This is a genomic window from Rhodopila sp. (assembly GCF_965277825.1).
GTDB lineage: Bacteria > Pseudomonadota > Alphaproteobacteria > Acetobacterales > Acetobacteraceae > Rhodopila.
Window position 1 is genome coordinate 1,843,555 of the sequence record NZ_OZ255846.1, and the last position, 23,955, is coordinate 1,867,509.

Consider the following 23,955-nt stretch of genomic DNA (forward strand, 5'->3'; position numbering starts at 1 on the left):
GATCAGTCGGTCTCGCGCAGCACGTCAGTCTTGACCGGCAGCACGGCGCCCATCCAGGTCGCGTTTACCGTATGGTCGTCGCGTGGGCGGCCGGATTGTGGATGCAGCAGCACGGTCAGGCCCATGCGGTTCATCATCACGAAAGGCACCAGCGTGGGGAACAATTCGGGGGCGAACTGGACCTGATACATCCCGACCACGTGTGGGCCGACCGGTTCATCGTGCCAGCTTCCCATGCGCACGCTGAAGCGTTGTTCTATCCATTGTCGTAACGTTGCAGCTCGATCGCGGCTTTCGGGATCGTAATAGACGTGGATATGGTAGTCGCTGATCCGGGTCGGTTCGACGGGTGAGGGCGGCATCACAGGTCCTTTTGCAACAGTTGTTTGACGTCGCGCTTGGTTACCTTGCCATAGCCGGATTTCGGCAATTCCGGCCAGAAGACGAAGTGTTGCGGCCATTTGTACTTGGCCAACCGGCCGTCGAGGTGGGACAGCAGTTCCGCCTCGGTCGCCTGCGCGTTCGGCTGCAGCACCAGCACCGCGACACCGGTTTCGCCCCATTTGTCGTGCGGCATGCCGACGATGCAGGCCTCCGCCAGCGCTGGGTGCAGCAGCAACGCTTCCTCGATTTCGCGCGGATAGACGTTGGAGCCGCCGGAGATGTACATGTCGGAGGCGCGGCCGGTGATGTAGACGAAACCGCTTGCGTCGATGTGGCCGAGGTCACCGGTGTGGAACCAGCCATGCGCGGTGGCGCGGGCGGTGGCGTCGGGGTCGGCGTGGTAGCCGGCGAAGACGCCGGGACCACGGACGCAGATCTCCCCGGTGGTGTCGGGCGGGGCCGGGGTGCCGGATTCGTCGAGGATGGTGACGTCCATGCCGGTGCGCGGGACGCCGCAACTTCCAACCGGCATCTCGGCGTCGTTTTCGCTGTGCAGCGCCGGTGGCAGGACGGTGATGTTGCCGGTGACCTCGCCCATGCCGAAATACTGCACCAGGACCTTGCCCAACTTGCGCAGGGCGTGGACCTGGTCGGCGCGATACATCGGCGCGCCGGCGTAGATCACGTATCGCAACGAACTGTGGTCGTAACGGTCAACCGATTCGTGCCGGGTCAGAATGGTCAGGATGGTCGGCACGGTGAACATGTTGGTGACGCGATGCTGTTCGACCAGGGCCCAGGCTTGCTCGCAGTCCAGCCGTTCGCCGGACAGCAGGATGCTGGCGGCGCCGCGGGCGACCTGCGGCAGGGCGTGGATGCCGGCGCCGTGCGACAGCGGCGCGACCACCAGCGAAACGTCCTGCTCGGTTGTGGCGGGCATCAGGTCGCAGAGATGGTTGCAAACGATATAATCCATCTGGCCGTGCGTCAGCATGCCGGCCTTGGGTCGGCCGGTAGTACCGGAAGTGTAGAAGAACCAGGCCGGATGGTCGCGCTCGACGTCGGCGGGGCGGTCGATCGAGGCGGCGGACCCGGCGAATGCTTCCCAGTCGTCGGGGCCTTCGCCGCCGATGGAGAGCATCAGCCGGCAGGCTGGATTGGCGGCGGCGGCGGCGGCGGCGTGTTCGGCGAAGGCGGTGTCGAAGATATGCGCGGCGGCGCCGGAGGATTGCGCCAGATAGGCGACCTCGGGCGGGGTCAGGCGGAAATTGGTCGGCACCCAGACCGCGCCGAGCATCCAGGTGGCGAACATTGATTCCAGCACGGCGTTGCCGTTGCGGGCGTGCAGCAGCACGCGGTCGCCGTGGCGCACGCCGCGCGCGGCCAGCGCCGCGGCGGCGGCCCGGACCCGGTCTCGGACGTGGGTCCAGGTCCAGGTGGTGTTGCGCCACACAATCGCCGGGCGGTCGGGAAACCGCCTGGCGGTCTGGATCAGCAGGGAGGCGAGGTTGGCGGTGGGGATCAGCCCGGGAGGACTCAGCCCAGGTTGGTTCGGGCCAGGTTGGTTCGGACCAGGTGGGTTCAGCGCCGTTGGATTCAGCCCCGTTGGATTCAGCCCCGTTGGATTCAGCCCCGTTGGATTCAGCGGAGTGGCTCCAGGATCGAGACATAGTTGGCGACCGCGGCGCCCCCCATGTTGAACACCGCGCCGAGATCCGCCTTCGGCAATTGCATGCCGACCGGTGCTTCTCCGACCAGTTGCATCGCGGTGATGGCGTGCATCGATACGCCGGTGGCGCCGATCGGGTGGCCTTTCGCCTTCAGGCCGCCGGAGGGGTTGACCGGCAGCCGGCCGTCTTTCGCGGTCCAGCCCTCCAGCACCGCGCGGGCGCCCTGGCCGGGAGCGGTAAGGCCCATGGCTTCGTATTCCAGCAGTTCGGCGATGGTGAAGCAGTCGTGCGATTCGACGAACGACAGGTCTTCCAGCTTGCGGTCGGCGACGTCGAGCGCGCGGGCCCAGGCCTGCGCGGCACCCTCGAAGCCGGTGATGTCGCGCTTGCTGATTGGCAGGAAGTCGTTGACCTGCACGGCGGCTTTGAAGCGCACTGCTTTGCCCATGGCGCGGGCGGTTTCCTCGTCGGCCATGATCAGCGCGACGGCGCCGTCGGAGACCAGCGAGCAGTCGGTGCGCTTCAGCGGCGGGGCGACGTATGGGTTCTTGTCGCTGACGGTGCGGCAGAAGTCGTAGCCGAGGTCCTTGCGCATCTGGGCGAACGGGTTGTCGACGCCGTTCTTGTGGTTCTTCGCCGCGATCGCGGCCAGCGCGTCGGACTGATCGCCATAGCGCTGGAAGTATGTTTCGGCGATGCGGCCGAATACACCGGCGAAACCGGCGGGAATGTCGGACTCTTCCTTTTGGTAGCTGGCCTTGAGGAGAATATCGCCGACCTCCTTGCCGGGGGTCGCGGTCATCTTCTCGACGCCGATGACCAGGGCGAAGCGGCCGCGGCCGGCGAGCAGGAAATCGCGTGCGCCGTAGACCGCGGCGGAACCGGAGGCACAGGCGTTCTCGAACCGGGTGATCGGCTTGAAGCGCAGTTCGGGGACGTGCTGAAGCACCAGCGAGGCGGGGAAGTCCTGCGCCGAGAAGCCGTTGTTGAACAGGCTGAGGAAGCTGGAATCGAGGTCGTGCGGGGCGATGCCGGCATCGGCGATGGCGGCGCCGGCGACGCGGCCGATCAGGGATTCGATATCGGGGTCTTCGAGCTTGCCGAATGGGGAATGGGCCCAGCCGACGATACACGCTTCGGTCATGATGGTTCCTCCTCGGAGTGCCGTTAGTTCATGAGCTTAGCGGATCGGCATGGAGATAGCGAGGCGGATGGCCTGTTGCTCAGAGGGAGTTGGGAGATGAATTTGGTTCGGATAATTCGATGTGCCCAATGTCAGGACGGTGAGTGGGTGCGTATTGGGGTTGGTTAACGGTCACGCACTCCGGATCGATGTTTGTGCCATTTGTTTGGTCTGATTTAACACAAAGACACGAAAACACGAAGTCTACGGTGCTGTGGCCTTCCAGCGCGGCTATGCCGATTTGCTGTTTGGCCTTGCCTGCGACTGCATACTTTAAATGAGCGTCTGATTGAGCCGCAGGCTGCGGATTGCGGCGACGATAAGTTGGCGATGATAGTTCTGCCGACGAGGCGTGACGGAAGAGCTTAAATCTGGCGATCGTTAATCAAAGCTACTTCTTTTCCTGTTATTCGTTAGGATACTGTTTGCATCAGAATTTATCGGACTGAAGGCCGAGCTATGCTCTGGGATTCCGGGTTGGTTGTGTCGAACCAACGTGCATCGTCTGCATGTCCGCTGGCGGTCAGGACCAGGCTTTGACCGTTTCAACGCGCAGCCCGGCCCTTTGCAGTTGGCATATTGTAGCGAAATCGAGACGAGATTGGATGCGGTTATTAGACGGTCAAGATTAGGGCCGCCAGTGCCTCGGGTTTCGTCAGCATCGGGTAGTGTCCGGTGTCGAGTTCTTGCCATCGCGCGTTCAAGGTTTCGGCGGCGCGTTGCTGATGGCTGAGCGGCGGGTTGGCGCTTTGGCGGCACCAGATCACTGTTGCGTTCCAGTGCTGGCGCCAGAAGCTGTCGAGCTTCACCGGCGCCGTCATCGCGGCGACCGGGTGGGGGGTGTAGCGGGCCATCGCCCAGGCTTTGGTGGGTTCGTCGAGCGAGGCGAACATGCGGTTGGCGGCGTCTTCCGGGGATGGGCCGGTGGCGAGGTCGGTGGTCACCGCGGTCGGGCGCTTGACGTGGTCGGCCACGGTCTCGCCATCGAACAGCGCCAGGGCGTCGGCCAGCACGATGCGCCCGATGCGGTCGCGGGTGGTTTCGGCGACGCGGGCGGCGACCATGCCGCCGCAACTGGTGCCGACCAGGATGATGTCGTGCAGGTCCTGGAAGAACAGCATTTCCGAGATCTCGGCGGCCTGTGATTCGGTGTCGATGCCGGGGCGCAGGGCGTGGCGGCGTTCGGCGCAGCCGTCCAAAGTGGGGGCGAACACGGTGTGGCCGGCGGCGCGCAGATGCGGCGTCACGCGCTGCCAGATCCAGCCGCCCTGGTAGGCGCCGTGCAGCAGGACGCAGGTTGCCATGTCGGTTTTCTCCGCTTCATTGTTGCGTGCCAGTGTCGCGGTTCGGGCGTGCGCCGTATCAGGCGAACATCCGCCTCGCGGCACCGGCTTTTTGTTTCAGTGGCCTGCTGATCCCGGACGTCCGCCGCAAATTGCGGAGAATTTCTGGGGCAGGCCATCAGATCAGCACAGGAACCGGAGAAGCGCCATGCCGAGCCAGGCGGTGAATTTTTATAGTGAGGGGACGCGGCTTGCGGGGGATCTGTTCCTGCCGGATGGGCTGGGGGCGAATGACAAGCGTGCCGGTATCGTGCTGTGTCATGGCTATACCGGGGTCAGGGACCTGTATTTGCCGGACACCGCCAAGCTGTTGACCGCGGCGGGGTATGTCGTGCTGACGTTCGACTACAAGGGCTGGGGCGACAGTGACGGGCCGAAAGCGCGGCTGTCGCCGTATGGGCGGGTGCTGGATTCCCAAGCGGCGCTGACGTTCCTGGGGGCGCAGGCAACGGTGGATGGCGATCGGCTGGGGCTGTACGGCACCAGCTATGGCGGGGCGACAGTAGTGTGGACGGCGGCGGTCGATCCTCGGGTGAAGGCGGTGGTGTCGGTGGTGGGGATCGGGCACGGCGGGCGCTGGATGCGCAGCGTGCGCCGGCCGGACGAGTATGCCGACCTGCTGGTTCGGTCGGAGGCGGACCGCATCCGCCGGGTGATGACTGGAGAGTCCGCGTTCGCCGATCGCAACACGGTGCTGCTGCCGGACCGTCAATCGGCCGAACTGGCGGCCGCCGCGCGGGCCGGCAATCCGGCCGCGGTGGGCGAGATCCCGCTGGAGTTTATCGACGATACGCTGGGGTTTCATCCGGAATGGATCGTCGACAGGATCGCGCCTCGGCCGGTGCTGTTCATCACCAGCGATGACGATCGGCTGGTGCCGGCGGAGCAGAGCGAGGCGTTATACGCCCGCGCCGGCGAGCCGAAGAAGCTGGTGGTGCTGCGCGGGGTCGGGCACTACGAGGTCTATGCCGGGGAGCCGTTTCGTCAGGTGATCGAGCCGACGCTGGCTTGGTTCGCGCAATATATGCCGGCGGGTTAGGTCCCGGCGCGGCCAGCGCCGGACCCCGGGGCCTACTGCGCAAAGCCGTAAGGGCCGCCGCGGGCGATGGCGGCCTGGTAGGCGGGGCGGGCCTGGAAGCGCCGCACCCAGGCATCGACGTTCGGGTAGGCGGCGCGATCGGCGCGTGCGCCGGCGATTTCGCCGACGAAACTGAGCTGGACGTCGGCGCCGCTGAGCTCGCTTCCCATCAGGTAGTCGTGGCCGGCGAGGCTTTGGTTGATGTAGCCGAGGTGGTTGGCGATCTCACTTTCGATGCGTGGCGACAACGGCTTGCCGGCGTCACCCAGCATCGAGACGTAGAGTTTCAGCAAGAGCGGCAGCATCGCCGAACCCTCGGCGAAGTGCAGCCACTGCTGGTAGTCGTCATAGGCCGGGCTGGCGGTGTCGGGCTGTAGCCGGCCGCCGCCATAGTGGCGGATGATGTAGTCGATGATGGCGCCGGACTCGATGATGACCCGGCCGTGGTCGGAGATGACCGGGGATTTGCCGAGCGGGTGGATCGACTTGAGTTCAGGCGGGGCGAGGCGGGTCTGCTTGTCGCGCTGATAGGGTTTTATGTCGTACGGCAGGGCGAGTTCCTCGAGCAGCCAGAGGATGCGCTGGGAGCGTGAGTCGTTGAGATGATGCACGGTGATCATGGGTGGTTCCTTCGGCTGGGTGAAGCCCGGGGATACGGGAGGCGGTGCTGATCGGTCCAGGTGGTCAGGGTAATCGCGTTTGGATTTTCTGTCGGCGCTGTTTGCCGGACGCGGTGTGACCGAAAGAAGCGGTTGGGGACCACGGATGCACACCGATAGGAGTTAGGCTGAAAATTGGTTTCAAAGACCTTGCATATGCTTTCCGCATCCGTGGTTCAGCATCGTCGGTTTGAGGCAAATGCAATAGCCCTGAGCCTAGGCGGTGTGGGTGGCGGGCGCTATCCGGCATGGACAGCGTGGCGCGGGATGGGTATCGGGCAGCGCTTGATCGCTTTGAGGTTCCTGATGTCCGATGTCCCGCCCGATCGACTTTGCAATGACCCCGGCAGCAAGTTTTACGACGAGGCGGCGCTGCGTCGCGGCGTGGGCATTCGGTTCAAGGGTGTCGAGAAGACCAATGTCGAGGAATATTGCGTCAGCGAGGGCTGGATCCGGGTGGCCGTCGGCAAGACGCTGGACCGGCGCGGGAAGCCGATGACGATGAAGGCGAGCGGGCCGGTCGAGCCGTATTTTCGCGACGCGGCGGGGCGTGATGGCGCCGGGAGCGAAGGTGCCCAGGGCGAGGGTGTCCGGGGCGAGGGTGCCCAGGGCGATGGCGCAGGGGGCGATGGCGGTGGGCGCGAGGCAGCCGGCGGTGTTGGTGCGACGGAACAAGGGGCAACGGAATAGGTTGCCAGGGGCGGCGGAGGCCATTGGTGGGCGGCGGCGCGATTGTCCGCGGTTGCGCCGTCGGCGGGATGGGCTGTTGCTGCTCGCGTGGCTTGAACGGATCGCTCTGCGCGATCATGCTGTGTTGATTGCGCCGATCAGCGTGGCGCGGCTCGTGGGAGGCGAATGAACATGAACGACGTGGTGGGAACCGACGGCGGCAAGCTGGCGCATGCGACGCTGGAGAACGCCGACTATCTGCCGGGGCGGCGGTCGTTTTTCAAGTACCGCGATCTTGGGGTGACCCGAGCGACCGGGGGCAAGATGCGGGCGCAGGTGACCACGGCGACGCAAGGGATGGGTGAGCCGACCGGGTGGCACTATCACCTCTGCGAGCAGCAGTTCGTCTATCTGCTGAAGGGCTGGGTCGATCTGGAGTTCGAGGACGGCACCGAGGTGCGGCTGAAGCCTGGGGAGTCGCTGATGATTCCGGGCGGGATGCGGCATAACGAGACCGGGACGGCGGATGAGCTCGAATTGCTGGAGGTTTCGGTGCCGTCGGAGATGAAGACCGTGGCGTGTGACCCGCCGGCCGGGATGAAGTAGCGGCGGCGCAGGTTTCGTCGGCGGCGGCAGCCGTTAGTTTCGCCGCTGACAGCGGCGGGCGTTTTGCTGGTATGGCGGAGTGCTGCGGGGTCCTCTTTGAAATCGGCGTTTGCCGTGTGAGATGCGCCCGGGCTGGTGCTTGCTGCGTTGCACAAAGCGGGTCACACTCGGTTCATGCCGGATGTTTCAGCCGCGCCGTCGACGACTGTCCTGGCCCAGGAACTCCTGGACCTGACGGGCCGACTGGGTGCGCGGGCGGAAGAGGACCCGTTCGGCAATCCGGTGTTGTTGGTGTCGCTGGCGATCACTCGGCGGCTGGACAACGCCAGCCTGAGCGAGGCCGATATCGCCGGCCTGATCCGGTATTTGCGCGATGCCGCGTTCCATGATCGGGCGGCTCGGATACAATCGTATGTCGGCGGCATCGACACGGCAGCGAACGAGGGCATCCTGGCGACGCTGGCCCGGCATCTGTTGCGGCCCGATCCGGACGACAGTCCGGTGCGTTGGGCGGAGTATCGGGCGTTGACCGAGCGGACGCGGTTTGCCGCGGTGTTCACGGCGCATCCGACGTTCTCGGTGCCGTTGGCGGTGAACCAGGCTCTGGCGGAAGCGGCCAGCGGTCGGCCGGGCGGGGATTTCGAATCGCATCGTCCGCCGCCGATCAATCTGCGCAGCGAGTTCGAGCAGTCGGTGGCGGCCATTGCCAATGGGCGGGACGCGATCGACCGGTTCAATACGGCGTTGATTTCGGTGGCGCGCGGTGCGTGGGCCGACCGCTGGACCGAGTTGACGCCGAGCCCGGTGATCCTGTCGACGTGGGTTGGCTACGATACGGACGGGCGGACCGATATCGGCTGGTGGGATACGCTGCGGCTGCGGCTGGAGATGAAGCGGCTGCAGCTTGCTCGGTTGCGGGCGCGGGTGTCGGGGCTGCCGAAAGCGTCGAGCAGTGCGGGGCCGCTGAGCGAACGGCTGGGGGAAGCGCTGGGCGCGGTCGAACGGCAGATCGAGCTGTGCCCGGATCAGCCGGAGCCGGCCAAGGTTTCGGCCTTCGCACATGCTTTGGTGGGTGGCCGGGACGCCGCGTTGACATCGCCGGCGCCGCTGCTGGGGCTGTTCCGTTCGGCGATCGCGGGGGCCTCCGATGACGACAAACTGGCGCTGACGGTGGCACGTGCGGGGCTGGTCTCGCACGGGCTGGCGCTGGCGCATACGCATACGCGGCTGAACGCGGCGCAGATCCACAATGTGGTGCGTCAGCGGCTGGGGATTGCCGATCCGCCGGAGGATCCGTCGCGGCGGCGGGCGTTGTTCGGCGCGATAAACGCCGCGTTGGACGCGGTGCGGGCCGAGCCGGTGGATTTTGGGGCGCTGATCAGCGAACAGGCGTCCGCGGCGCGGCTGATGATGACGGTGGCGCAAATCGTCAAGCACATCGACAGTTCGGTTGCGGTGCGGTTCCTGATCGCGGAGACCGAGACCGGTTATACGCTGCTGGCGGCGCTGTGGCTGGCGCGGTTGTTCGGGATCGAGCGCAATGTCGAGATCTCGCCGCTGTTCGAGACGGCGGATGCGCTGGAGCGTGGGTCGATGGTGCTGGAGGAGGCGCTGCGCAGTCCGCACTACCGGGCGTATCTGAAGCAGACCGGCAAGCTGGCGCTGCAGTTCGGATATTCTGATTCGGGGCGCTATGTCGGTCAGCTTGCGGCCAGCTATCTGATCGAGCGGCTGCGGCTGAAAATCGGGCAGACGCTGGAGCACCATGGGGTCACCGGGGTCGAGGTTATCCTGTTCGATACTCATGGCGAGAGTATCGGGCGCGGGGCGCATCCGGGGTCGCTGGCCGATCGGCTGAAGTATCTGTCGCCGACGGCGTGCCGGCAGGCGCTGGGGCGGGCGGGACTGAAGGTGCGGGAGGAGGCGGCGTTCCAGGGCGGCGACGGGTATTTGCTGTTCGGGTCGCCGGAACTGGCGCTGGCGACGATCACTCGGATCGCCGAACAGACCTATCATCCGGCGGCGGGTCCGATCGAGGATCCGGTGTATGCTGACCCGGACTTTGCCGCCGACTTTTTTGCCACGATTCGCGGCGGCATGGAGGGGTTGGTCGAGGATGCCGGGTATGCCGCGCTGCTGGGTGCGTTCGGGCCGGCGCTGCTGGATCGGACCGGGTCGCGGCCGTCGGCGCGGCAGTCGGATGGGATGGGCGGGGCGGCGCGGATTCGCCATCCGAGCGAATTGCGGGCGATCCCGAACAACGCGATCTTGCAGCAGGTGGGCTGGTGCGCGAACACGCTGCAGGGGATCGGCGCGGCGGCGTCGCGGCATCCGGAAACGTTTACCGAGTTGCGCCATAGCAGCCGGCGGTTCAAGCGGGCGATGGATTTGGCGAGCCACGCGCTGGCGCATTCCGATATCGAGGTGTTGCGGGCCGTGATTGCCAGCCTGGATCCGGGGACGTGGTTGGATCGGGCGGCGCATACCAGGCGGCCGGGGCGGCGCGAGGCGCTGGTCGCGGTCGCCAAGGCGCTGGAGCGGCTGGATATCTGGGCGGCGGCGCAATCGATGTTCCGGCGCATCTCGGCCGATCATCTGGCGTTGCGGGTGACTTGGCCGGATGTGCCGCGGATGGCGAACCGGGAGGTGTTGCTGCATGCGCTGCGGCTGGCGCTGATCCATCGGATCTGGCTGCTGGCGACGGAGATTCCGGATTTCTCGCCGCGCCACGGGGTGACCCGGCTGGCGCTGGAGGCGGCGATCCTGCGGCTGGATATCGATGCGTCGCTGGCCGTGCTGGCGGAGATTTTTCCGGCGGCGGCGGATGCTTCGGCGGGGTGCGATTATGGCGAGCCTTCGCCGCCTCGGGGGGGTGATGCGTATGCGCGGGAGCATGAGGAGATTTTTGCGCCGATGCGGCGGTTGTTTGGGATGGTGCGGGAGATCGCGACGGCGGTGACGCATGAGGTGGGGGCGTTCGGGTAGTGGGGCGGCCAGGCCGTGCGTTCGGGTTGGTGGCCTAATTCTGGATGCCCGCCGCCTGCATCAGCACGTTGGCGGCGTTTCGCGCGTGGTGGGCGACGGCGGGGTCCTGTTGCACCAGCATGGCGGCGATCGCGCCCTCGAACAGCAGCGCGATCTGGCTGGCGAGGGTGTCGGGGTCGGGGGCGCCGGCTTGGGACAGCAGGGATGCGATGTGATGGCGGCGATCGGCTTTGAAGTCACGCGCGATGGCGCGGGCGGTGGCGCAGTCCTCGGCCAGTTCGGTTACCGCGTTGACGAACGGGCAGCCGCGGAAATCGCCCTCGGCGAAGCGCGCTTGCAGACGGTCGAACAGCGCCAGGATCTGGGTGGCCGGCGGCTGGTCGGATGGCGGCACGGGTTGGATGCGCTGGCGCAGGTAGGCGGCGACGAGGGCGTCCTTGGAGGCGAACGTGTCGTAGAGTGAGCGCTTGCTGATGCCGGCCTCGGCGGCGACGGTATCGACGCCGACGGCGCGGATGCCCTTGCGGTAGAACAGCCGGTCGGCCGCCTGCATGATGCGCTCCGCCATGGGAGCTCGTTCGGTCACGCTGATCAGTTCCTGTTCGCGGTGAAAAATTTAACTTGCCGATGGGGGAGTGTACACCAAGTTGGGTTCCACACCGATCGGTGTGTCGATATCAGTGGCGCGGATGCGATCCGCAAGGAGGACAGGTATCATGGACGCGGTCAGTTCCGTTTCTGAGGTCAGTGTTTCTGAGGCCAGTGTTTTTGGGGCCAGTGTTTCTGGGGCTGGGGAGCCGGCGGTTGCCGGTGAGGTGGTGTATCTGGCGAGGACGGCGGACAAGCCGTACGTCTACACCTATGAGCCGCCGGACGGGGTGGCGAAGAGCAACCTGGTTGCCGAGGCGCATACGGTGCCGATTTTCGACATGCGTCCGATCGCGGGCGGGCTGGGGCTGGATGTGCAGGGTTTCGCGCTGGTCGAAGCAGCCACCTCGGTGGCGGATTTTTACGACGAGGGCGCGGTTGAGGCGACGTATTATCCGGAAGCCGAGCGGCTGGTGAAGCAGGCGACCGGGGCGGCGCGGGTGGTGGTGTTCGATCGCACGATCCGGCGGCGGGAGCATGGCGTGGAGGATCGCGCGCCGGGCACGCCGCGTCAGCCGGTGACGCGGATTCATGGAGACTATACGGAAGTTTCTGGTCCGCAACGTGTGCGCGACCTGATGGGTGCCGAGGCGGAGGTGTTGTTGCAGCGGCGGTTTGCCATCGTCAATGTGTGGCGGCCGATCCGCGGGCCGCTGCATGACGCTCCGCTGGCGGTGTGCGATGCCGGGTCGTTGGCTGAGGGCGATCTGGTGGGGCAGGATCTGATCTATCGCGACCGCACGGGCGAAATCTACGGTCTGACCTATAATCCGGCGCATCGCTGGTACTATGCGCCGGCGATGCGGGCGGATGAGGCATTGTTACTTAAGTGTTTCGATTCGCTGAAGGATGGCCGAGCGCGGTTCATGCCGCACACGTCGTTTGCTGATCCGAATGCGCCGGCGGACATGTTGCCTCGGGAGAGCATCGAGTTGCGGACGCTGGCGTTCTTCGACGAGTGAGAAGGTGTCGGTCAGGGTCGTTGCTTTGACCGGTGTCGGTCAGGATAGGTGCTTTAACCAGAAGCGGTTGGTGGTGCCGGCGGTGAAACCGAGCGAATGGTAGAGGCCGATGGCTGGCGCGTTGGCTTGGGTGACTTGGAGGCCGGCGATGTCGGCTTGCTGGTCGGCTGCCCAGGACAGCAGGCCAGTCATGACGGTTCGCGCGCCGCCGGTTTGGCGGCCCTCGGTGATGGTCGCCACGCATTCGGCCACGGCACAGTTGAAGCCGATGACGCAGAGTGCGGTCGAGATGATCCGGCCGTTTTGGCGATGGGCGAAAAACCCGCGCGGGCGTGGCACGGCGCGCAAGATTTCGCGGTTCACCAGGCGGCGGCTTTCGGTGATGGCGCCGAGGTAGACGTCGCACCACTCGTCCCAGGCGTGGTCGCGGCATTCGACGCTGGGCGGGGCGGTGGTGGGTTCGAGTTGCTTGAACATCGTTAGCGTTGCTTCGCCTTCGGTATAACCTCGATCGCACAGGTGGGCGGCGAGGCCGGCCGGGGCGGTTTGGTCGAAGGTTTGGAAGCGCGCCGGCATCGCCGCTGCGTGGTAGCGCGCCTCGACGGAATCGATCGCGGCGGCGGTGTCGGTTGCGGTGAAATCGATGGTGGAGACCGAGTTGGCGCGCTGTGATCCGCCGCCGGATGATCGCCATAACCAGCCGTCGATGACGGCAGTGTCTTGTGCCGGCCATGCCAATACGTGGGCACGCTCCATCCGCACTTGATCCTGGCGACTGATCCGCATCCGGAAGGCTCCGAAACTTGCCAGCCGGGGCAGGCTGGATCAGGATCAGTGCCAAGCATGAAGGAGAAAGTCCAATGCCAGCATATGATCTGGTCATTCGTGGCGGTACTGTCGTCGATGGCACCGGAGCGGCGCCGCGGGAGGCCGATGTTGGGATCATCGGCAACAAGATTGCAGCGGTGGGCGCGGTTTCCGGCGGCGGGGCGGAAGAGATCGATGCCAAGGGCAAGCTGGTCACGCCGGGGTTTGTCGATATCCACACCCATTATGACGCTCAGGCGGTGTGGGACAGCCATATGGCGCCATCGTCCTGGCATGGCGTCACCACGGCGGTGATGGGCAATTGCGGCGTCGGGTTTGCGCCCTGCAAGCCGGCTGATCGCGAGCGGCTGATCGAATTGATGGAAGGCGTCGAGGACATCCCCGGCGCGGTGATGCACGAGGGGCTGAAATGGGAGTGGGAGTCGTTTGGCGGCTACCTTGACGCGCTGGACCGCAAGCAGCGCGACATCGACATTTGCGCGCTGTTGCCGCATGCGGCGGTTCGGGTGTTCGTGATGGGCGACCGAGCGATCAACCTGGAGAATGCGAACCAGGCGGATATTGCCGAGATGCGCCAGATTGCTCGGCAGGCGATGGCGGAAGGAGCGTTCGGGTTCTCGACCTCTCGCAGTCTGTCGCACAAGACGTTGAGGGGCGATCCGACGCCGACGCTGCGGGCGCAGGAGGATGAGCTGCGCGGCATCGCGCTGGGCATGAAGGATGCCGGGTCGGGGATGCTGGAGATGGTCTCGGAATGGGCGCCGGACCATAACGCGGAGTTCGCGATGTTGCGCCGGGTGATCGAGGCGTGTGGGCGTCCGGCGGTGTTCACGCTGACGCAGCGGCATTCTCGGCCGGAGGTTTGGCGCGATCTGATTGGGCATGCCGACAAGGCGGCGCGTGACGGGGTGCCGATCCGCCCGGTGGTGGCGCCCCGCGCGATCGGCGTGCTGCTGGGGTTGGCGGGGAGCCAGAACCCGTTCTCCGGCACGCGGACATATCGGGAGATCGCGCATCTGCCGGTCGCCGAACGGGCGCGGCGGATGAGCGATCCGGCGGTGCGGGCGCGGATTCTGAGCGAGGATCCGAAGGAGGGGAATACCTTCCCGCTGTTCCACCGGATGTCGTTCGAGTTCATGTTCCGCTTCGGCAACCCACCGAACTATCAACCCAAGCTGGAGGACAGCATCGCGGCGATCGCCGGACGGCAGGGCAAGAGCGCGCCGGAGGTCGCGTATGACATGTTGGTGGAGGATGACGGCGGGAACTTCATCTATCACCCGCTGGGCAATTATGCATATGGCGACCTGTCGATGCCCGAGACGCTGCTGGACAACCGCAACTGCATCATGGGACTGGGCGATGGCGGCGCGCATGTCGCGTTCATCCTGGATGCCGGCTACCAGACCTGGCTGCTGACGCACTGGGGGCGGCAGGAGAAGCGCTGGGACGTTTCCGAATTGATCCGGCGGCTCACCTCGGATACCGCTGGGGCGGCGGGGTTGCATGATCGCGGCGTGTTGGCGGCAGGCAAGAAGGCCGATGTCAATGTGATCGACTGGGACCGGCTGGGATCGGATGCGCCATACGTGGTCAGCGACCTGCCGGCTGGCGGCAAGCGGTTGCTGCAGACGGTGCATGGCTACGATGCCACGATCGTTTCGGGACGCGTGACGTTCCGTGGTGGGGAGGCCACCGGCACGCTGCCGGGCAAGCTGGTGCGCGGGCCGCAGGCTGAGCTGGTGTCGTAACGGCGATTCAGTCTTCGTACGAAACAAGGGCCTCGCACGGTATATCGAGGCGGCCGCGGCCGTTAAGGAAGCTGAGTTCGATCAGGGCGGCCGCGGCGGGCACCACGGCGCCGACCTGGCGCAGCAGGGCGATGCCGGCGGCCATGGTGCCGCCGGTGGCGAGGAGATCGTCCACCACCACGACGCGCTGGCCGGGCTGGACGGCGTCGGCCTGGATCTCCACTCGATCCTCGCCGTATTCCAGGGCGTAGTTCAGGCCGACGGTTTCGCCGGGCAGCTTGCCGCGCTTGCGGATCATGATGAAGCCGCAGCCGAGTTTCAGGGCGAGGGGAGCGGCGATCAGGAAGCCTCGGCTTTCGACGCCGGCGACGAGGTCGGGCATGTAGGCGCGCACGGCGCGGGCCATGCGGCCCATGGCCACCTGCCAGGCATCGGCGTCGCGCAGCAATGTGGAGATGTCGTAGAACAGGATGCCGGGTTTTGGGAAATCCGGAATACCGCGAATGTGGTCTTTCAGGTCCATCGGCGGGGGTCCTTCACTACTCAGGTGAGGCACACTATCGCGGTGGCGGAGGCACCGCCAGGGTGCGGATTGCGTTGCGGCGGGGCGGTGCGCACAGTGGATGCGCGGGGAGGAGGGGACATGGGCGGGACCGGCTTGCGCAACACCGACATCGACGCGGCGCTGAACGAGGCGAGGGAGGGCTATGTAACCGGCGCGCCGGCCAGCCTGGCGCGTTATGTCGAGGCGACGACGGTGATGCCGGGCGGTAACACTCGGACAGTGCTGCATTATGCGCCGTTTCCGCTGGCGATGGCGCGGGCGGACGGTTGCCGGATGTGGGACCTCGATGGGCGCGAGTTCGTCGATTTCCTGGGGGAATATACCGCGGGTTTGTATGGGCACTCGCATCCGGTGATTCGGGCGGCAGTGGAACGAGCGCTGGATGGGGGCATCAGCCTTGGGGCCTGCAATATGGTCGAGGCCAGGTTTGCCCGCGCGGTGTGCGAGCGGTTCGGGTTGGGCCGGGTGCGGTTCACCAACTCCGGCACCGAGGCGAACCTGCTGGCGATGTCGCTGGGCCGGATCTTCACTCGGCGCAACAGGGTGCTCGTGTTCAACGGCGGGTATCATGGCACGGTGTTTGGCTTCGCCGGAGGCGGATCGCCGATCAACGTGCCGTTCGACTACGTGCTGGCGCGGTATAACGATGTTGCCGGGACCCAGGCGTTGATCGCGGACCATGGCGAGGACCTGGCGCTGGTGATCCTGGAGCCGATGATCGGCAGCGGCGGATGCATTCCGGCGTCGTCTGACTTCCTGGCCATGCTGCGGCAGGAGACGACCCGGGTCGGGGCGTTGCTGGTGCTGGATGAGGTGATGACGTCTCGGCTTGCGCCCGGCGGGTTGCAGTCGGCCCTCGGGGTGAAGCCGGACCTGACGACGTTGGGGAAGTATATCGGTGGCGGCATGTCGTTTGGCGCGTTCGGCGGCCGGGCGGAGATCATGGATTTGTTCGATCCGCGGCGCGTCGATGCGCTGCCGCACGCGGGGACGTTCAACAACAACGTGCTGACGATGTCGGCCGGATTGGCTGGACTGACGGATGTCTATACGCCGGCGGCGGCGGCGGCGCTGAACGGCCGCGGCGACCGGCTGCGTGGGCAGCTCAACGCGGTGTGCCGGTCGGCTGATGCGGCGATGCAGTTCACCGGGCAGGGGTCGATGCTGGCGGTGCACATGCTGCGGGGTTCGGTGCGCAGTCCCGAGGATGCGGCGAACGGTGATGCGAAGCTGAAGGAACTGTTCTTTTTCGACATGCTGGCGCGCGGAATCTGGCTGGCTCGGCGCGGGATGATGACGCTGTCGCTGCCGATCGATGATGTGGAATGCGACGCGCTGCTGGCGGCAGTGGAGGAGTTTGTTTCGGCCAGACGGTCGTTACTTGAGTGATGTGCCGTCGTCGGGCGGTCAACAACGGAGGAGGCAGTCATGCGTCTGGCAGACAAGGTTGCCATCGTAACTGGAGCGGCGTCGGGGATGGGCGCGGCGACGGCGCGGCGGTTCGGCACGGAGGGCGCCAAGGTGGTCGTTGCCGACATGCTGGAGCAAGAGGGCAGGGCGGTTGCCGACAGTATCGGTGCAGCGGGCGGAACGGCTGTGTTCATGGCGCTGGACGTCACCGATGAAGCCGGCTGGAAGGCGGTGGTGGAGCAGACCGTGCGTGCCTTCGGGCGGCTGGACATCCTGGTGAACAATGCCGGCATCAGCGGCAGCGCGACCAACGACCTGCTGGATTCCGGATTGTGGGAGCGGGTGATGGCGGTGAACAGTACCGGCGTGTTTCTCGGCACCGCGGCGGCGGTGCGGCAGATGCGGCAGAACGGCGGTGGGTCGATCGTCAATCTGTCGTCGATTTCCGGCGTGGTCGGCCAGAGCATGGTTCACATGAGCTACAATGCCGCGAAGGGCGCGGTGCGGATCATGACCAAGTCCACCGCGGTGCAGTTCGGCAAGGAGCGGATTCGTTGCAATTCCGTGCATCCGGGGGTGATGCCGCCGATGCGCACCTCGGGCGCGACCGCCGATCCGGAGGTGCGTGCCAAGATGCTGCGGGCAGTTCCGCTTGGGCGGTCGGGTGAGGTTGACGAGGTAGCCAACGCCGTTCTGTTCCTGGCATCGGACGAGGCGTCCTATATCACTGGGGCCGAGCTTTATGTGGATGGCGGGTATTTGGCGATGTAGGTGGTCAGGGGGTGACGAGGGCGAAATTGGCGTTCAGTGGCTGGGTTATGGGCGTGCATGGTTCGGCATCTCGGCAGGGTCCTTGGACGGTCTTGCGGTGCGGCGGGGTTTTGACTACGAAGCCGGCTTTCCTGGATGGGCGCGTAGCTCAGCGGTAGAGCATCGCCTTCACACGGCGGGGGTCACAGGTTCAATCCCTGTCGCGCCCACCATCCGGGGCAATGGGGTGGCTTTCAACCGCCGCTTGTGATTGCCGGGGTGCCAGGTCAAATAGCGGTGAGGATCTGGAAACAATCGGGGGATCCATGCAGGGGGGGACATGTCGGCGCACGATCTTACGCCGGGGAATCTAGCCGCGCCGTGGTCGATTTTTAGGACTTCGCGACCTTCAGATGCACTCACACAGAGCTTGAACCGAGACTTGCCCGCGTCGGGGCAAGGCAGTGTCCGGAGTTTGCCCTGTCGCGAGGCGTCATGCTAAAGCTGATAAAGAGCAAAAAGTCCGCACTCTAATAATCTCGGCAGGGCGGCGCAGACCACAGAAGAATAGCTGACCACTGACACGAGCATACTATTGACGCCCAAGGGACATCGGGGTTTGGGCAAAATGCCTAAAGTGGATTTCCTGGTCATCATTCCGACTCATAATCGGGTTATTCCATTGCGTGCGGCCATTGGAAGCGCCGACGCACAGACCGGCGTAAGCAAGACAATCATCGTTGCCGACGATCATCCTGAAGCTACCGCACATGATGTCGTGCGCGATTTCCCTGAAGCGATTTACATGAGAAATCCGGTGCCAACCGGCGGTTGGCCGGGCCGGGTCCGGAATTTGGCCTTTGAGCAGTCGCGTCTTATGGGGATCGAAGCCGATTACGTGCATTTCCTGGACGATGACGACACGGCTCCGCCGAACCATTATGCAACCATCAAGCAGACCTTTATGGAGCATCCCAACATCGGTGTCGTGTTTGGAGTGTTGCGACCTTTCTGTGCGTTCTCCGCCAGCCCGGAGGTGCGGCAACGACAGGAACTGCAGTTACAGAGTATACGCCAGTGGCGTTCGACCGCAACCCGGTTTCCATGGTTGTATCAGCGGCTCGGGACGAGATGCCCTAGACTGGCGAAATGGCTGCTAGATTTGCACGCTAGATTTGGCTCCGAGATGTTTCTATGTAGTGGCGGCAGCATTCGTTATCAATCTGTCATAGAGATCGGTGGATTTCCTGACATCCGCATCACGGAGGATTTCGTCTTCTTCACGCAAGCAATACGTCGCTACGGCGGTTGGTTTTTGGAGCGCGAAACGGCGGGCTATGGCGTGGGGGATTCCGGAGCGATGTGGAATCCGCTTGACCAAGATGACGTCGCGAAAGCCGCCCACAGCCAAGAATGGTCCGCACAACTCACCCTCCGCCAAAAAGCGCTAAAAGCGGAGATGGGAACCGCGCGATTCTACATTAGCAAAATCGCATTCCGGCTAGGCAAGAAGGTAATAACCAGCCTTGTCATTCCGACTTTGGATCGGAGAGGTTATTTCCGCGACTTGGATCGGCTGATAGGCCTGAGCTAGTATCAGGCATCGCCCCGATAGCGGCGGCCGGCGAAATTGAATTGCCGGCCCAGGGATTATGGCCCTCACAATCTTGGCCACGTTTGTAATCCGACGATGCGGTAGGATAAAAGCGCGCACACACTACAGTCATCATGTCACGATATTAAAACGATACTGCCTTCAGCGGTCAAATGCCTTGGAACGGCACAGCATCAGGATTTCGCTGCGAGACGAGCAAATGCAATCGAGGAACTTCACCCCACTGACATTAGAGAAAATAAAGATTGTTGCGATGGCTTGCATGAAATAGGCGATGGTGGTGGCCCACGCCGCACCCAGTCCGCCGTATCGCGGCACAAGCCCTACGATCAGGAGCACGCTGACGATTGAACCCCACACCTGTAAGAGAGAGGTGCGTCCTGGATATCCGATGCTGTTCAGTCCAGTGCCCAACAAGTATTCCACCACGTTGGCCCCCGTGCCGATTAACAATATTTGTGCCATCGGCACGGCTGGAGTAAAATCCTTGCCGAAAACGAGCGGCAAGACATACGGAGAGAGCAAGATAGCAGCACCGCACACGGGGAGAAGGCCGAGGAGCGACAACCGGCATGCTTGAGGGGCAAACTGCGACGCATCTCGTCCGGAATTGAAGATTAGCCCGGCAACCGCGCGGGCGGCGGCGGTCGGCAACTCAGCCAACGACACGGCAACAGCGTAATAGCCTAATTGTTCGGCTCCGGCGATCGGCATCATGAGGGCTTGGTCAATGCGCATAATCAGAAAGCAGCTAATGGTGCCCAGCGCCGTCGAGCGTGCATAGCGGAGAACCTCGGTCACGCGGACCGTGGTCGCAGTCTGTTCGGTTGTCCGCAGAAGCGCCGGGATCAGGCTTGCTGACGCAAGAATGCCGCTCAATACAGTTGTCCATACGGCGAGCGTCGGATTGAGTAGGCCAAAAACAAACAAGCCGATTAACACAGCCAAACGAAGCCCCACCCCAACGAACTGTTCTGTATTGATGAATTTAAAGCCCTGGCCGCCGTAGACGATGCCGCGCAGCGCCGCAATGCTCAGGGTGACCGGCAGGGTGATCGCCAGCAGGTCGTATTGAAAGAGGTATGCGCGGGCGTCTCCCTTGAGCAGCCATGGACCGATTAGAACCAGCCCGGCTGAGCCCAGCAGACCAGAGACTATGCCGCCAACCAAGGCCAGGCGCACGGCATCCACATGGCTGACGCGCCCTCGTGCGATGTGCCAGTTGATGGATTCCGGCAACCCCATTGTGAACATCAGGTTGGCCAACGAAACCGGGACAAGCAAAGCGGCCATGATGCCGCGCCCTTCCGGGCCCAGTGCGCGGGCCAAAATCGGTCCGGTAATGATTGCCGATACTGGCAACGCGAGAAAAGCCGCGCTCCCGGCGAAAAACTGTCGGATCAATGCGGGCCGCGACATTGCTTCGTTCACGTGAGGCGCTTTGCTGGCAGATAAACCAGCCAAAGACAGAACGCGGAGAACGTCGGCACAAAAAACTGGTTTTCGAACAGTAGGGCGGTGAGGATATAGGCGCCAACCCATGCCTCGATTGGTCGCGGTCGAGACCATAGGCGCGCTGCGTGCCGACAGCACTGGATCAGGACCAACAGCATCAGCGGCCAGCCGGCGAGCATGGCGAGCTGCGCCCAGCCGTCATGGGTCGCATCGATCCCTGTCCTTTGCTGCAACATCGACTCGTAGCGCGATCCCACTCCGAACGGGTTTTCAAATGCAATATCAAAAGATGCACGCGTGGTGAGTTCGCGATCTTGCATCCCGGATGCAAAGTCGGTGGCCCGGCCGAATAGCCCCTGCTGAGCGGCGGGATCATCAACCTTGACGGTTGCCGCGACCGCAAACACCAAGCCGATGGCGACGATCGTAGCGAGGGCATGAAACCAGGACCGACGGACGAAGTACCAGCCCATCAGAGCGATCGCGATGCCCGATTCAGCTCGACTCTCGGTGGTGAAAAATATGCACCCGATCATGACGGCTGCCACCGCCAGCAGCCCGCGCGGGACGCGTCCTTCGTCAACCAGGCCGAGGATCAGAGGCACGGCCAGAAGCACGGTGGCCGCCGCGGCGTTTGGATGTGAGAAGATGCCGGTCGCACGCCGTGTGTCACCCAAATAGGCAACCTGCTCTTCGGCGAACGCATCGGGCACATGCGCCATCGCATTGAAAAACGCGTAATCCCAGATGACCGTAAGCAGACAGATGAGCAGACCGATCAGCAAACCAACGGTAACGAGGGTCCGCCAGCGGCGATCCTGCATTAGTACGATCAACCAGTAGGCGGTTGGCACGCTCATGAGCCAGCGGACCAGGATCATCCGCGATTGCACGCTTCCCAAATGGAGGGACAGCGCGGAAATTTCGTCAAAGATCCAGAACGTGCTCAGGGCGACGGCGATCAACAACGCGCCGACAGCGCGATGCAGGGATAGTCGTAGCAGAAGACTTGCGAGAAGCGCGACCAGGGCCGCGGAATTGACCAGCTCCGTCGCTCGCGCTCCATTCCCGAGGCCAGGGATCATAACTGGCAGCGTGACCAGCGCGGCCATGCCAAGCACGATCAGTGCTGGAAGGAATCGCTGGCCGGGTCCGGCGGCGACATCAACTTTGATAGTAGTTCCCATGCTCGTAAAACACTCCGGAGTCACTGTAGTGGTCAGCGGCGTGTTCCCGAACGTTCACCTGGGTGAGCACGAGACCGGCGATGCTGATTCCGGTGTCCCGCATGCGTTCGATCTCGGCGGCTACCAGCCCGCGATGGGTTTTGTTCCAATGCACGACAAAGATGGTCTCGTCGCAGCAGCGGGCCACGACGCGTGCGTCAGCCACGGCGGCTGCGGGCGCGCTGTCCACAACGATGAACTCGTAGGCGCTGCGCCACGCTTGCATGCTCTGCTGCATCGTTATCGAGGACAGCAGGCGGATCGCGTCCACGTTGGTGCCTTCGCCCGCCGAGACGATATGCAGCGCTGAGCCGGTGTCGTTTTGCGGGACTGATGCCGCTGTGACGCGGTTCTCCAGCACATCGATGAGCCCTGGAGATTTCATGCAGCCGACTGCTTTATGCAGCGTCGGGCGTCGCAGATCAGCATCTATCAACAGCGTCCTGATGCCCATGTTGGCCGCCAGCCGAGCGAGGGCAACCGCGGTGGAGCTCTTACCTTCATTGGGCAGAGCCGAGGCGACCAGAAGGCTACGAGGGCCCGACCCTGAAGGCAGCACTGTGGTCAGGATACCACGTAGTGATTCAGCAAAGGCTGATTGCGGGCGCTCGATAATATACTTTGATGCCGTGGTTCGACGTGGAAGCTGAGGTATCAGCCCCAATGGCCGCACGCTCAACGCTGGCGCAACCTCATCCATGCTTTTCAAGCCGTCGGATTTCCTTTCGAACAATATGCTCAGTGTACAACCGGCTGCCGCCGCAACGATCGCCGAAACAAACAAGAAGATCTTGGTCAGCGGGTAGGCATGGTGAAGCGGAACACTGGCCGGCGAGAGAACCGTTGCGTCCGCCTGCTGAAGGGCCTCAACCGAGCTCACTTCCTGCTGCCGATTGAGCATGGTTCCCAGCAGGGTGCGGGCGACCTCTGCCTCACGCTCCAGCGCATGCATCCGCACTTGGGCGTCATAACTCTGGCCGAGCTGTTGGCGTAATTGGGTGATCCTTGCCGTCAAGGAAATTTCGTTCAGCCGCTGCACGACCGCTTCGGTGCGCAGTGAGGCGGCGATTTTGTCGATCTCGGTCTTAATCTTCCGCCCGGTTTCGGCAGCCGCCTGCCACAGTTGAACCGCCCGCGCACCTCTCGGCCCGACCGTGGTTTCCGCCTCGATCGCCTTGGCGGTCAGATCGCTTTCCTGTTCCTGCAGCCGGCTGACGAGCTGACTGCCCATTACCTCGGGCAATGACTGCCGCTGCGATGGATCGGCGGCCTGTTGGGCACGCGCCTCGGCTTCTGCATGTTTGAGATGCACGTTAGCGAGTTGCGTCGTTGCTTCTGCGATTTGTTGTTCAACGAGCAAGGTGCCTTTGGTTCCCTCAAAAAGTCCGGCCCGTGCGCGATAGGAGGCAACCGCCAAATCGACTTTTTTCACATCGTCGCGCATCTCGTCGGCCTGGGTGGTGAGAAAGTCGTTGGCGCGATGAGTGGCTTGCAATTTGACGTCGATCTGATCCTTGACGTATGTATTAACAATCGCGTTGACAATTGCCGCGCTCAAAGCCGCGTCTTCCGTGCGCACAGAAACATTGATGGCACGCGATCGGCCGATCGGTTCAACCGTAAGTTTTCTTTCCAGCAGATCGATTGCCAGAGCCCGTTTATCCAGTGGTGCAGGTGCGGTCGAATATAGCACCGACGCAATCTGGTCCTTGACCCAATTGCGGAATTGCTCGGCCAGGGTTGGCTTTTTGAGTTCCGGATTGAATTCCGCGTGCTCGACAAGATTCAATTGATCGACCACTTTACCGGCCAGATCGCGGGATTTGAGCACCTGGACCTCGCTCTGCACGGCTTCCAGATCGACGGGCATGGCGGACAAGACCTGCTGGAATGACATAACCCGGGCTTCACGGTCGTTGATCATGACCGTGCTTTGCGCGAAGTACAGTGGTGTCAGCGAGAAAATGACGGCGGCCAGGATGGTAAAAACAATCAGTCCGGTAACAATCGCAGTATTGCGGCGGCGCAGGATCTTACGCCAAATTTGCTGGGATATGAGGGGTTGCATGGCGCCCACTGCAAGTGTCGTCATCTCACAAACTCCCCGTCCGACTTTGCAGCAGAGCTACACCAGCAAGCCGCTCGTCCATCCCAGGCACAAGTGGCGA

19 protein-coding genes, 1 tRNA gene and 1 pseudogene are annotated in these 23,955 nt (G+C 63.8%); 10 read left to right on the top strand and 11 right to left on the bottom strand.

What is annotated here, in order from left to right; all coding sequences use genetic code 11:
* Nucleotides 1-2 precede the first annotated feature (2 nt).
* The 4 genes from ACQY4T_RS09285 to ACQY4T_RS09300 all read right to left on the bottom strand — a co-directional run bounded on the left by ACQY4T_RS09285 (nt 3) and on the right by ACQY4T_RS09300 (nt 4,541).
* Nucleotides 3-362: a DOPA 4,5-dioxygenase family protein gene (locus tag ACQY4T_RS09285; RefSeq protein WP_428540578.1), complete on the bottom strand. Its 360-nt coding sequence runs from the start codon at nt 360-362 to the stop codon at nt 3-5.
* On the bottom strand, nt 362-1,984 hold the full coding sequence (locus tag ACQY4T_RS09290) for an acyl-CoA synthetase (RefSeq protein WP_428542780.1): 1,623 nt from the start codon (nt 1,982-1,984) through the stop codon (nt 362-364). Before ACQY4T_RS09290 ends, ACQY4T_RS09285 begins: the two co-directional genes overlap by 1 nt.
* Before the next feature lie 41 nt (nt 1,985-2,025).
* Nucleotides 2,026-3,198: an acetyl-CoA acetyltransferase gene (locus tag ACQY4T_RS09295; RefSeq protein ID WP_428540581.1), complete on the bottom strand. Its 1,173-nt coding sequence runs from the start codon at nt 3,196-3,198 to the stop codon at nt 2,026-2,028.
* Between the two features lie 653 nt (nt 3,199-3,851).
* Nucleotides 3,852-4,541, bottom strand: a complete 690-nt coding sequence (locus ACQY4T_RS09300; protein ID WP_428540584.1) for an alpha/beta fold hydrolase — start codon at nt 4,539-4,541, stop codon at nt 3,852-3,854.
* A 187-nt stretch (nt 4,542-4,728) separates the two neighbouring features.
* Between ACQY4T_RS09300 and ACQY4T_RS09305 the strand changes: the two genes are divergently transcribed.
* Complete coding sequence (locus ACQY4T_RS09305) at nt 4,729-5,619, top strand: alpha/beta hydrolase (RefSeq protein ID WP_428540587.1); 891 nt, start codon at nt 4,729-4,731, stop codon at nt 5,617-5,619.
* A 32-nt stretch (nt 5,620-5,651) separates the two neighbouring features.
* On the opposite strand, the gene ACQY4T_RS09310 is transcribed toward ACQY4T_RS09305, so the two are convergent.
* The gene (locus ACQY4T_RS09310; protein ID WP_428540590.1) at nt 5,652-6,278 is read right to left on the bottom strand and encodes a glutathione S-transferase family protein; all 627 of its coding nucleotides are present in this window, start codon (nt 6,276-6,278) and stop codon (nt 5,652-5,654) included.
* Between the two features lie 345 nt (nt 6,279-6,623).
* Here ACQY4T_RS09310 and ACQY4T_RS09315 point away from each other — a divergent pair.
* The 3 genes and pseudogenes from ACQY4T_RS09315 to ACQY4T_RS09325 all read left to right on the top strand — a co-directional run.
* A pseudogene (locus tag ACQY4T_RS09315) lies at nt 6,624-6,857 on the top strand (DUF3297 family protein); the annotation flags it as partial.
* Nucleotides 6,858-7,178: 321 nt separating this feature from the next.
* Nucleotides 7,179-7,592: a cupin domain-containing protein gene (locus tag ACQY4T_RS09320; protein WP_428540593.1), complete on the top strand. Its 414-nt coding sequence runs from the start codon at nt 7,179-7,181 to the stop codon at nt 7,590-7,592.
* A gap of 174 nt (nt 7,593-7,766) precedes the next feature.
* Nucleotides 7,767-10,577 (top strand): phosphoenolpyruvate carboxylase, encoded by a 2,811-nt coding sequence (locus ACQY4T_RS09325; protein ID WP_428540596.1) that lies wholly within the window; start codon nt 7,767-7,769, stop codon nt 10,575-10,577.
* Between the two features lie 34 nt (nt 10,578-10,611).
* Here ACQY4T_RS09325 and ACQY4T_RS09330 read toward each other — a convergent pair whose 3' ends face one another.
* Nucleotides 10,612-11,163 (bottom strand): TetR/AcrR family transcriptional regulator, encoded by a 552-nt coding sequence (locus ACQY4T_RS09330; RefSeq protein ID WP_428540599.1) that lies wholly within the window; start codon nt 11,161-11,163, stop codon nt 10,612-10,614.
* A 130-nt stretch (nt 11,164-11,293) separates the two neighbouring features.
* Between ACQY4T_RS09330 and ACQY4T_RS09335 the strand changes: the two genes are divergently transcribed.
* Entirely contained in the window at nt 11,294-12,187 is an 894-nt protein-coding gene (locus tag ACQY4T_RS09335) for a CmcJ/NvfI family oxidoreductase (RefSeq protein ID WP_428540602.1), read from the top strand.
* 39 nt (nt 12,188-12,226) lie between these two features.
* Here ACQY4T_RS09335 and ACQY4T_RS09340 read toward each other — a convergent pair whose 3' ends face one another.
* Nucleotides 12,227-12,943 (bottom strand): GNAT family N-acetyltransferase, encoded by a 717-nt coding sequence (locus ACQY4T_RS09340; protein ID WP_428540605.1) that lies wholly within the window; start codon nt 12,941-12,943, stop codon nt 12,227-12,229.
* 104 nt (nt 12,944-13,047) lie between these two features.
* Here ACQY4T_RS09340 and ACQY4T_RS09345 point away from each other — a divergent pair, with 104 nt between their 5' ends.
* Entirely contained in the window at nt 13,048-14,766 is a 1,719-nt protein-coding gene (locus ACQY4T_RS09345; RefSeq protein ID WP_428540608.1) for an N-acyl-D-amino-acid deacylase family protein, read from the top strand.
* A 7-nt stretch (nt 14,767-14,773) separates the two neighbouring features.
* Here the strand turns inward: ACQY4T_RS09345 and ACQY4T_RS09350 are convergent, their stop codons facing one another.
* Nucleotides 14,774-15,289 carry an adenine phosphoribosyltransferase gene (locus ACQY4T_RS09350; protein ID WP_428540611.1) on the bottom strand — a complete coding sequence of 172 codons (516 nt, stop codon included), beginning with the start codon at nt 15,287-15,289 and terminating at the stop codon, nt 14,774-14,776.
* 120 nt (nt 15,290-15,409) lie between these two features.
* Between ACQY4T_RS09350 and ACQY4T_RS09355 the strand changes: the two genes are divergently transcribed.
* From ACQY4T_RS09355 to ACQY4T_RS09370, 4 genes are all read left to right on the top strand, one after another.
* The gene (locus ACQY4T_RS09355) at nt 15,410-16,720 is read left to right on the top strand and encodes an aspartate aminotransferase family protein (RefSeq protein WP_428540614.1); all 1,311 of its coding nucleotides are present in this window, start codon (nt 15,410-15,412) and stop codon (nt 16,718-16,720) included.
* Nucleotides 16,721-16,759: 39 nt separating this feature from the next.
* The gene (locus tag ACQY4T_RS09360) at nt 16,760-17,512 is read left to right on the top strand and encodes an SDR family NAD(P)-dependent oxidoreductase (protein ID WP_428540617.1); all 753 of its coding nucleotides are present in this window, start codon (nt 16,760-16,762) and stop codon (nt 17,510-17,512) included.
* A gap of 137 nt (nt 17,513-17,649) precedes the next feature.
* Nucleotides 17,650-17,724: transfer RNA gene (locus ACQY4T_RS09365), tRNA-Val, on the top strand.
* Nucleotides 17,725-18,119: 395 nt separating this feature from the next.
* The gene (locus ACQY4T_RS09370; RefSeq protein ID WP_428542783.1) at nt 18,120-19,085 is read left to right on the top strand and encodes a glycosyltransferase family 2 protein; all 966 of its coding nucleotides are present in this window, start codon (nt 18,120-18,122) and stop codon (nt 19,083-19,085) included.
* A gap of 162 nt (nt 19,086-19,247) precedes the next feature.
* Here the strand turns inward: ACQY4T_RS09370 and ACQY4T_RS09375 are convergent, their stop codons facing one another.
* From ACQY4T_RS09375 to ACQY4T_RS09385, 3 genes are read right to left on the bottom strand one after another with little or no spacing between them, the layout of a single operon-like run.
* A complete protein-coding gene (locus ACQY4T_RS09375; RefSeq protein ID WP_428540620.1) occupies nt 19,248-20,537 on the bottom strand; it encodes an oligosaccharide flippase family protein in 1,290 nt (429 codons plus the stop codon).
* The gene (locus ACQY4T_RS09380) at nt 20,534-21,748 is read right to left on the bottom strand and encodes an O-antigen ligase family protein (protein WP_428540623.1); all 1,215 of its coding nucleotides are present in this window, start codon (nt 21,746-21,748) and stop codon (nt 20,534-20,536) included. Before ACQY4T_RS09380 ends, ACQY4T_RS09375 begins: the two co-directional genes overlap by 4 nt.
* Nucleotides 21,726-23,879 (bottom strand): GumC family protein, encoded by a 2,154-nt coding sequence (locus tag ACQY4T_RS09385; protein ID WP_428540626.1) that lies wholly within the window; start codon nt 23,877-23,879, stop codon nt 21,726-21,728. Before ACQY4T_RS09385 ends, ACQY4T_RS09380 begins: the two co-directional genes overlap by 23 nt.
* Nucleotides 23,880-23,955 lie beyond the last annotated feature (76 nt).

Coding starts and splice junctions, on each gene's coding strand:
- ACQY4T_RS09285 (WP_428540578.1), bottom strand. CDS start 362: ATGCCGCCCTCACCCGTCGAACCGACCCGGATCAGCGACTACCATATC.
- ACQY4T_RS09295 (WP_428540581.1), bottom strand. CDS start 3,198: ATGACCGAAGCGTGTATCGTCGGCTGGGCCCATTCCCCATTCGGCAAG.
- ACQY4T_RS09300 (WP_428540584.1), bottom strand. CDS start 4,541: ATGGCAACCTGCGTCCTGCTGCACGGCGCCTACCAGGGCGGCTGGATC.
- ACQY4T_RS09305 (WP_428540587.1), top strand. CDS start 4,729: ATGCCGAGCCAGGCGGTGAATTTTTATAGTGAGGGGACGCGGCTTGCG.
- ACQY4T_RS09310 (WP_428540590.1), bottom strand. CDS start 6,278: ATGATCACCGTGCATCATCTCAACGACTCACGCTCCCAGCGCATCCTC.
- ACQY4T_RS09320 (WP_428540593.1), top strand. CDS start 7,179: ATGAACGACGTGGTGGGAACCGACGGCGGCAAGCTGGCGCATGCGACG.
- ACQY4T_RS09325 (WP_428540596.1), top strand. CDS start 7,767: ATGCCGGATGTTTCAGCCGCGCCGTCGACGACTGTCCTGGCCCAGGAA.
- ACQY4T_RS09335 (WP_428540602.1), top strand. CDS start 11,294: ATGGACGCGGTCAGTTCCGTTTCTGAGGTCAGTGTTTCTGAGGCCAGT.
- ACQY4T_RS09340 (WP_428540605.1), bottom strand. CDS start 12,943: ATGGAGCGTGCCCACGTATTGGCATGGCCGGCACAAGACACTGCCGTC.
- ACQY4T_RS09345 (WP_428540608.1), top strand. CDS start 13,048: ATGCCAGCATATGATCTGGTCATTCGTGGCGGTACTGTCGTCGATGGC.
- ACQY4T_RS09350 (WP_428540611.1), bottom strand. CDS start 15,289: ATGGACCTGAAAGACCACATTCGCGGTATTCCGGATTTCCCAAAACCC.
- ACQY4T_RS09355 (WP_428540614.1), top strand. CDS start 15,410: ATGGGCGGGACCGGCTTGCGCAACACCGACATCGACGCGGCGCTGAAC.
- ACQY4T_RS09360 (WP_428540617.1), top strand. CDS start 16,760: ATGCGTCTGGCAGACAAGGTTGCCATCGTAACTGGAGCGGCGTCGGGG.
- ACQY4T_RS09370 (WP_428542783.1), top strand. CDS start 18,120: ATGCCTAAAGTGGATTTCCTGGTCATCATTCCGACTCATAATCGGGTT.
- ACQY4T_RS09380 (WP_428540623.1), bottom strand. CDS start 21,748: ATGGGAACTACTATCAAAGTTGATGTCGCCGCCGGACCCGGCCAGCGA.
- ACQY4T_RS09385 (WP_428540626.1), bottom strand. CDS start 23,879: ATGACGACACTTGCAGTGGGCGCCATGCAACCCCTCATATCCCAGCAA.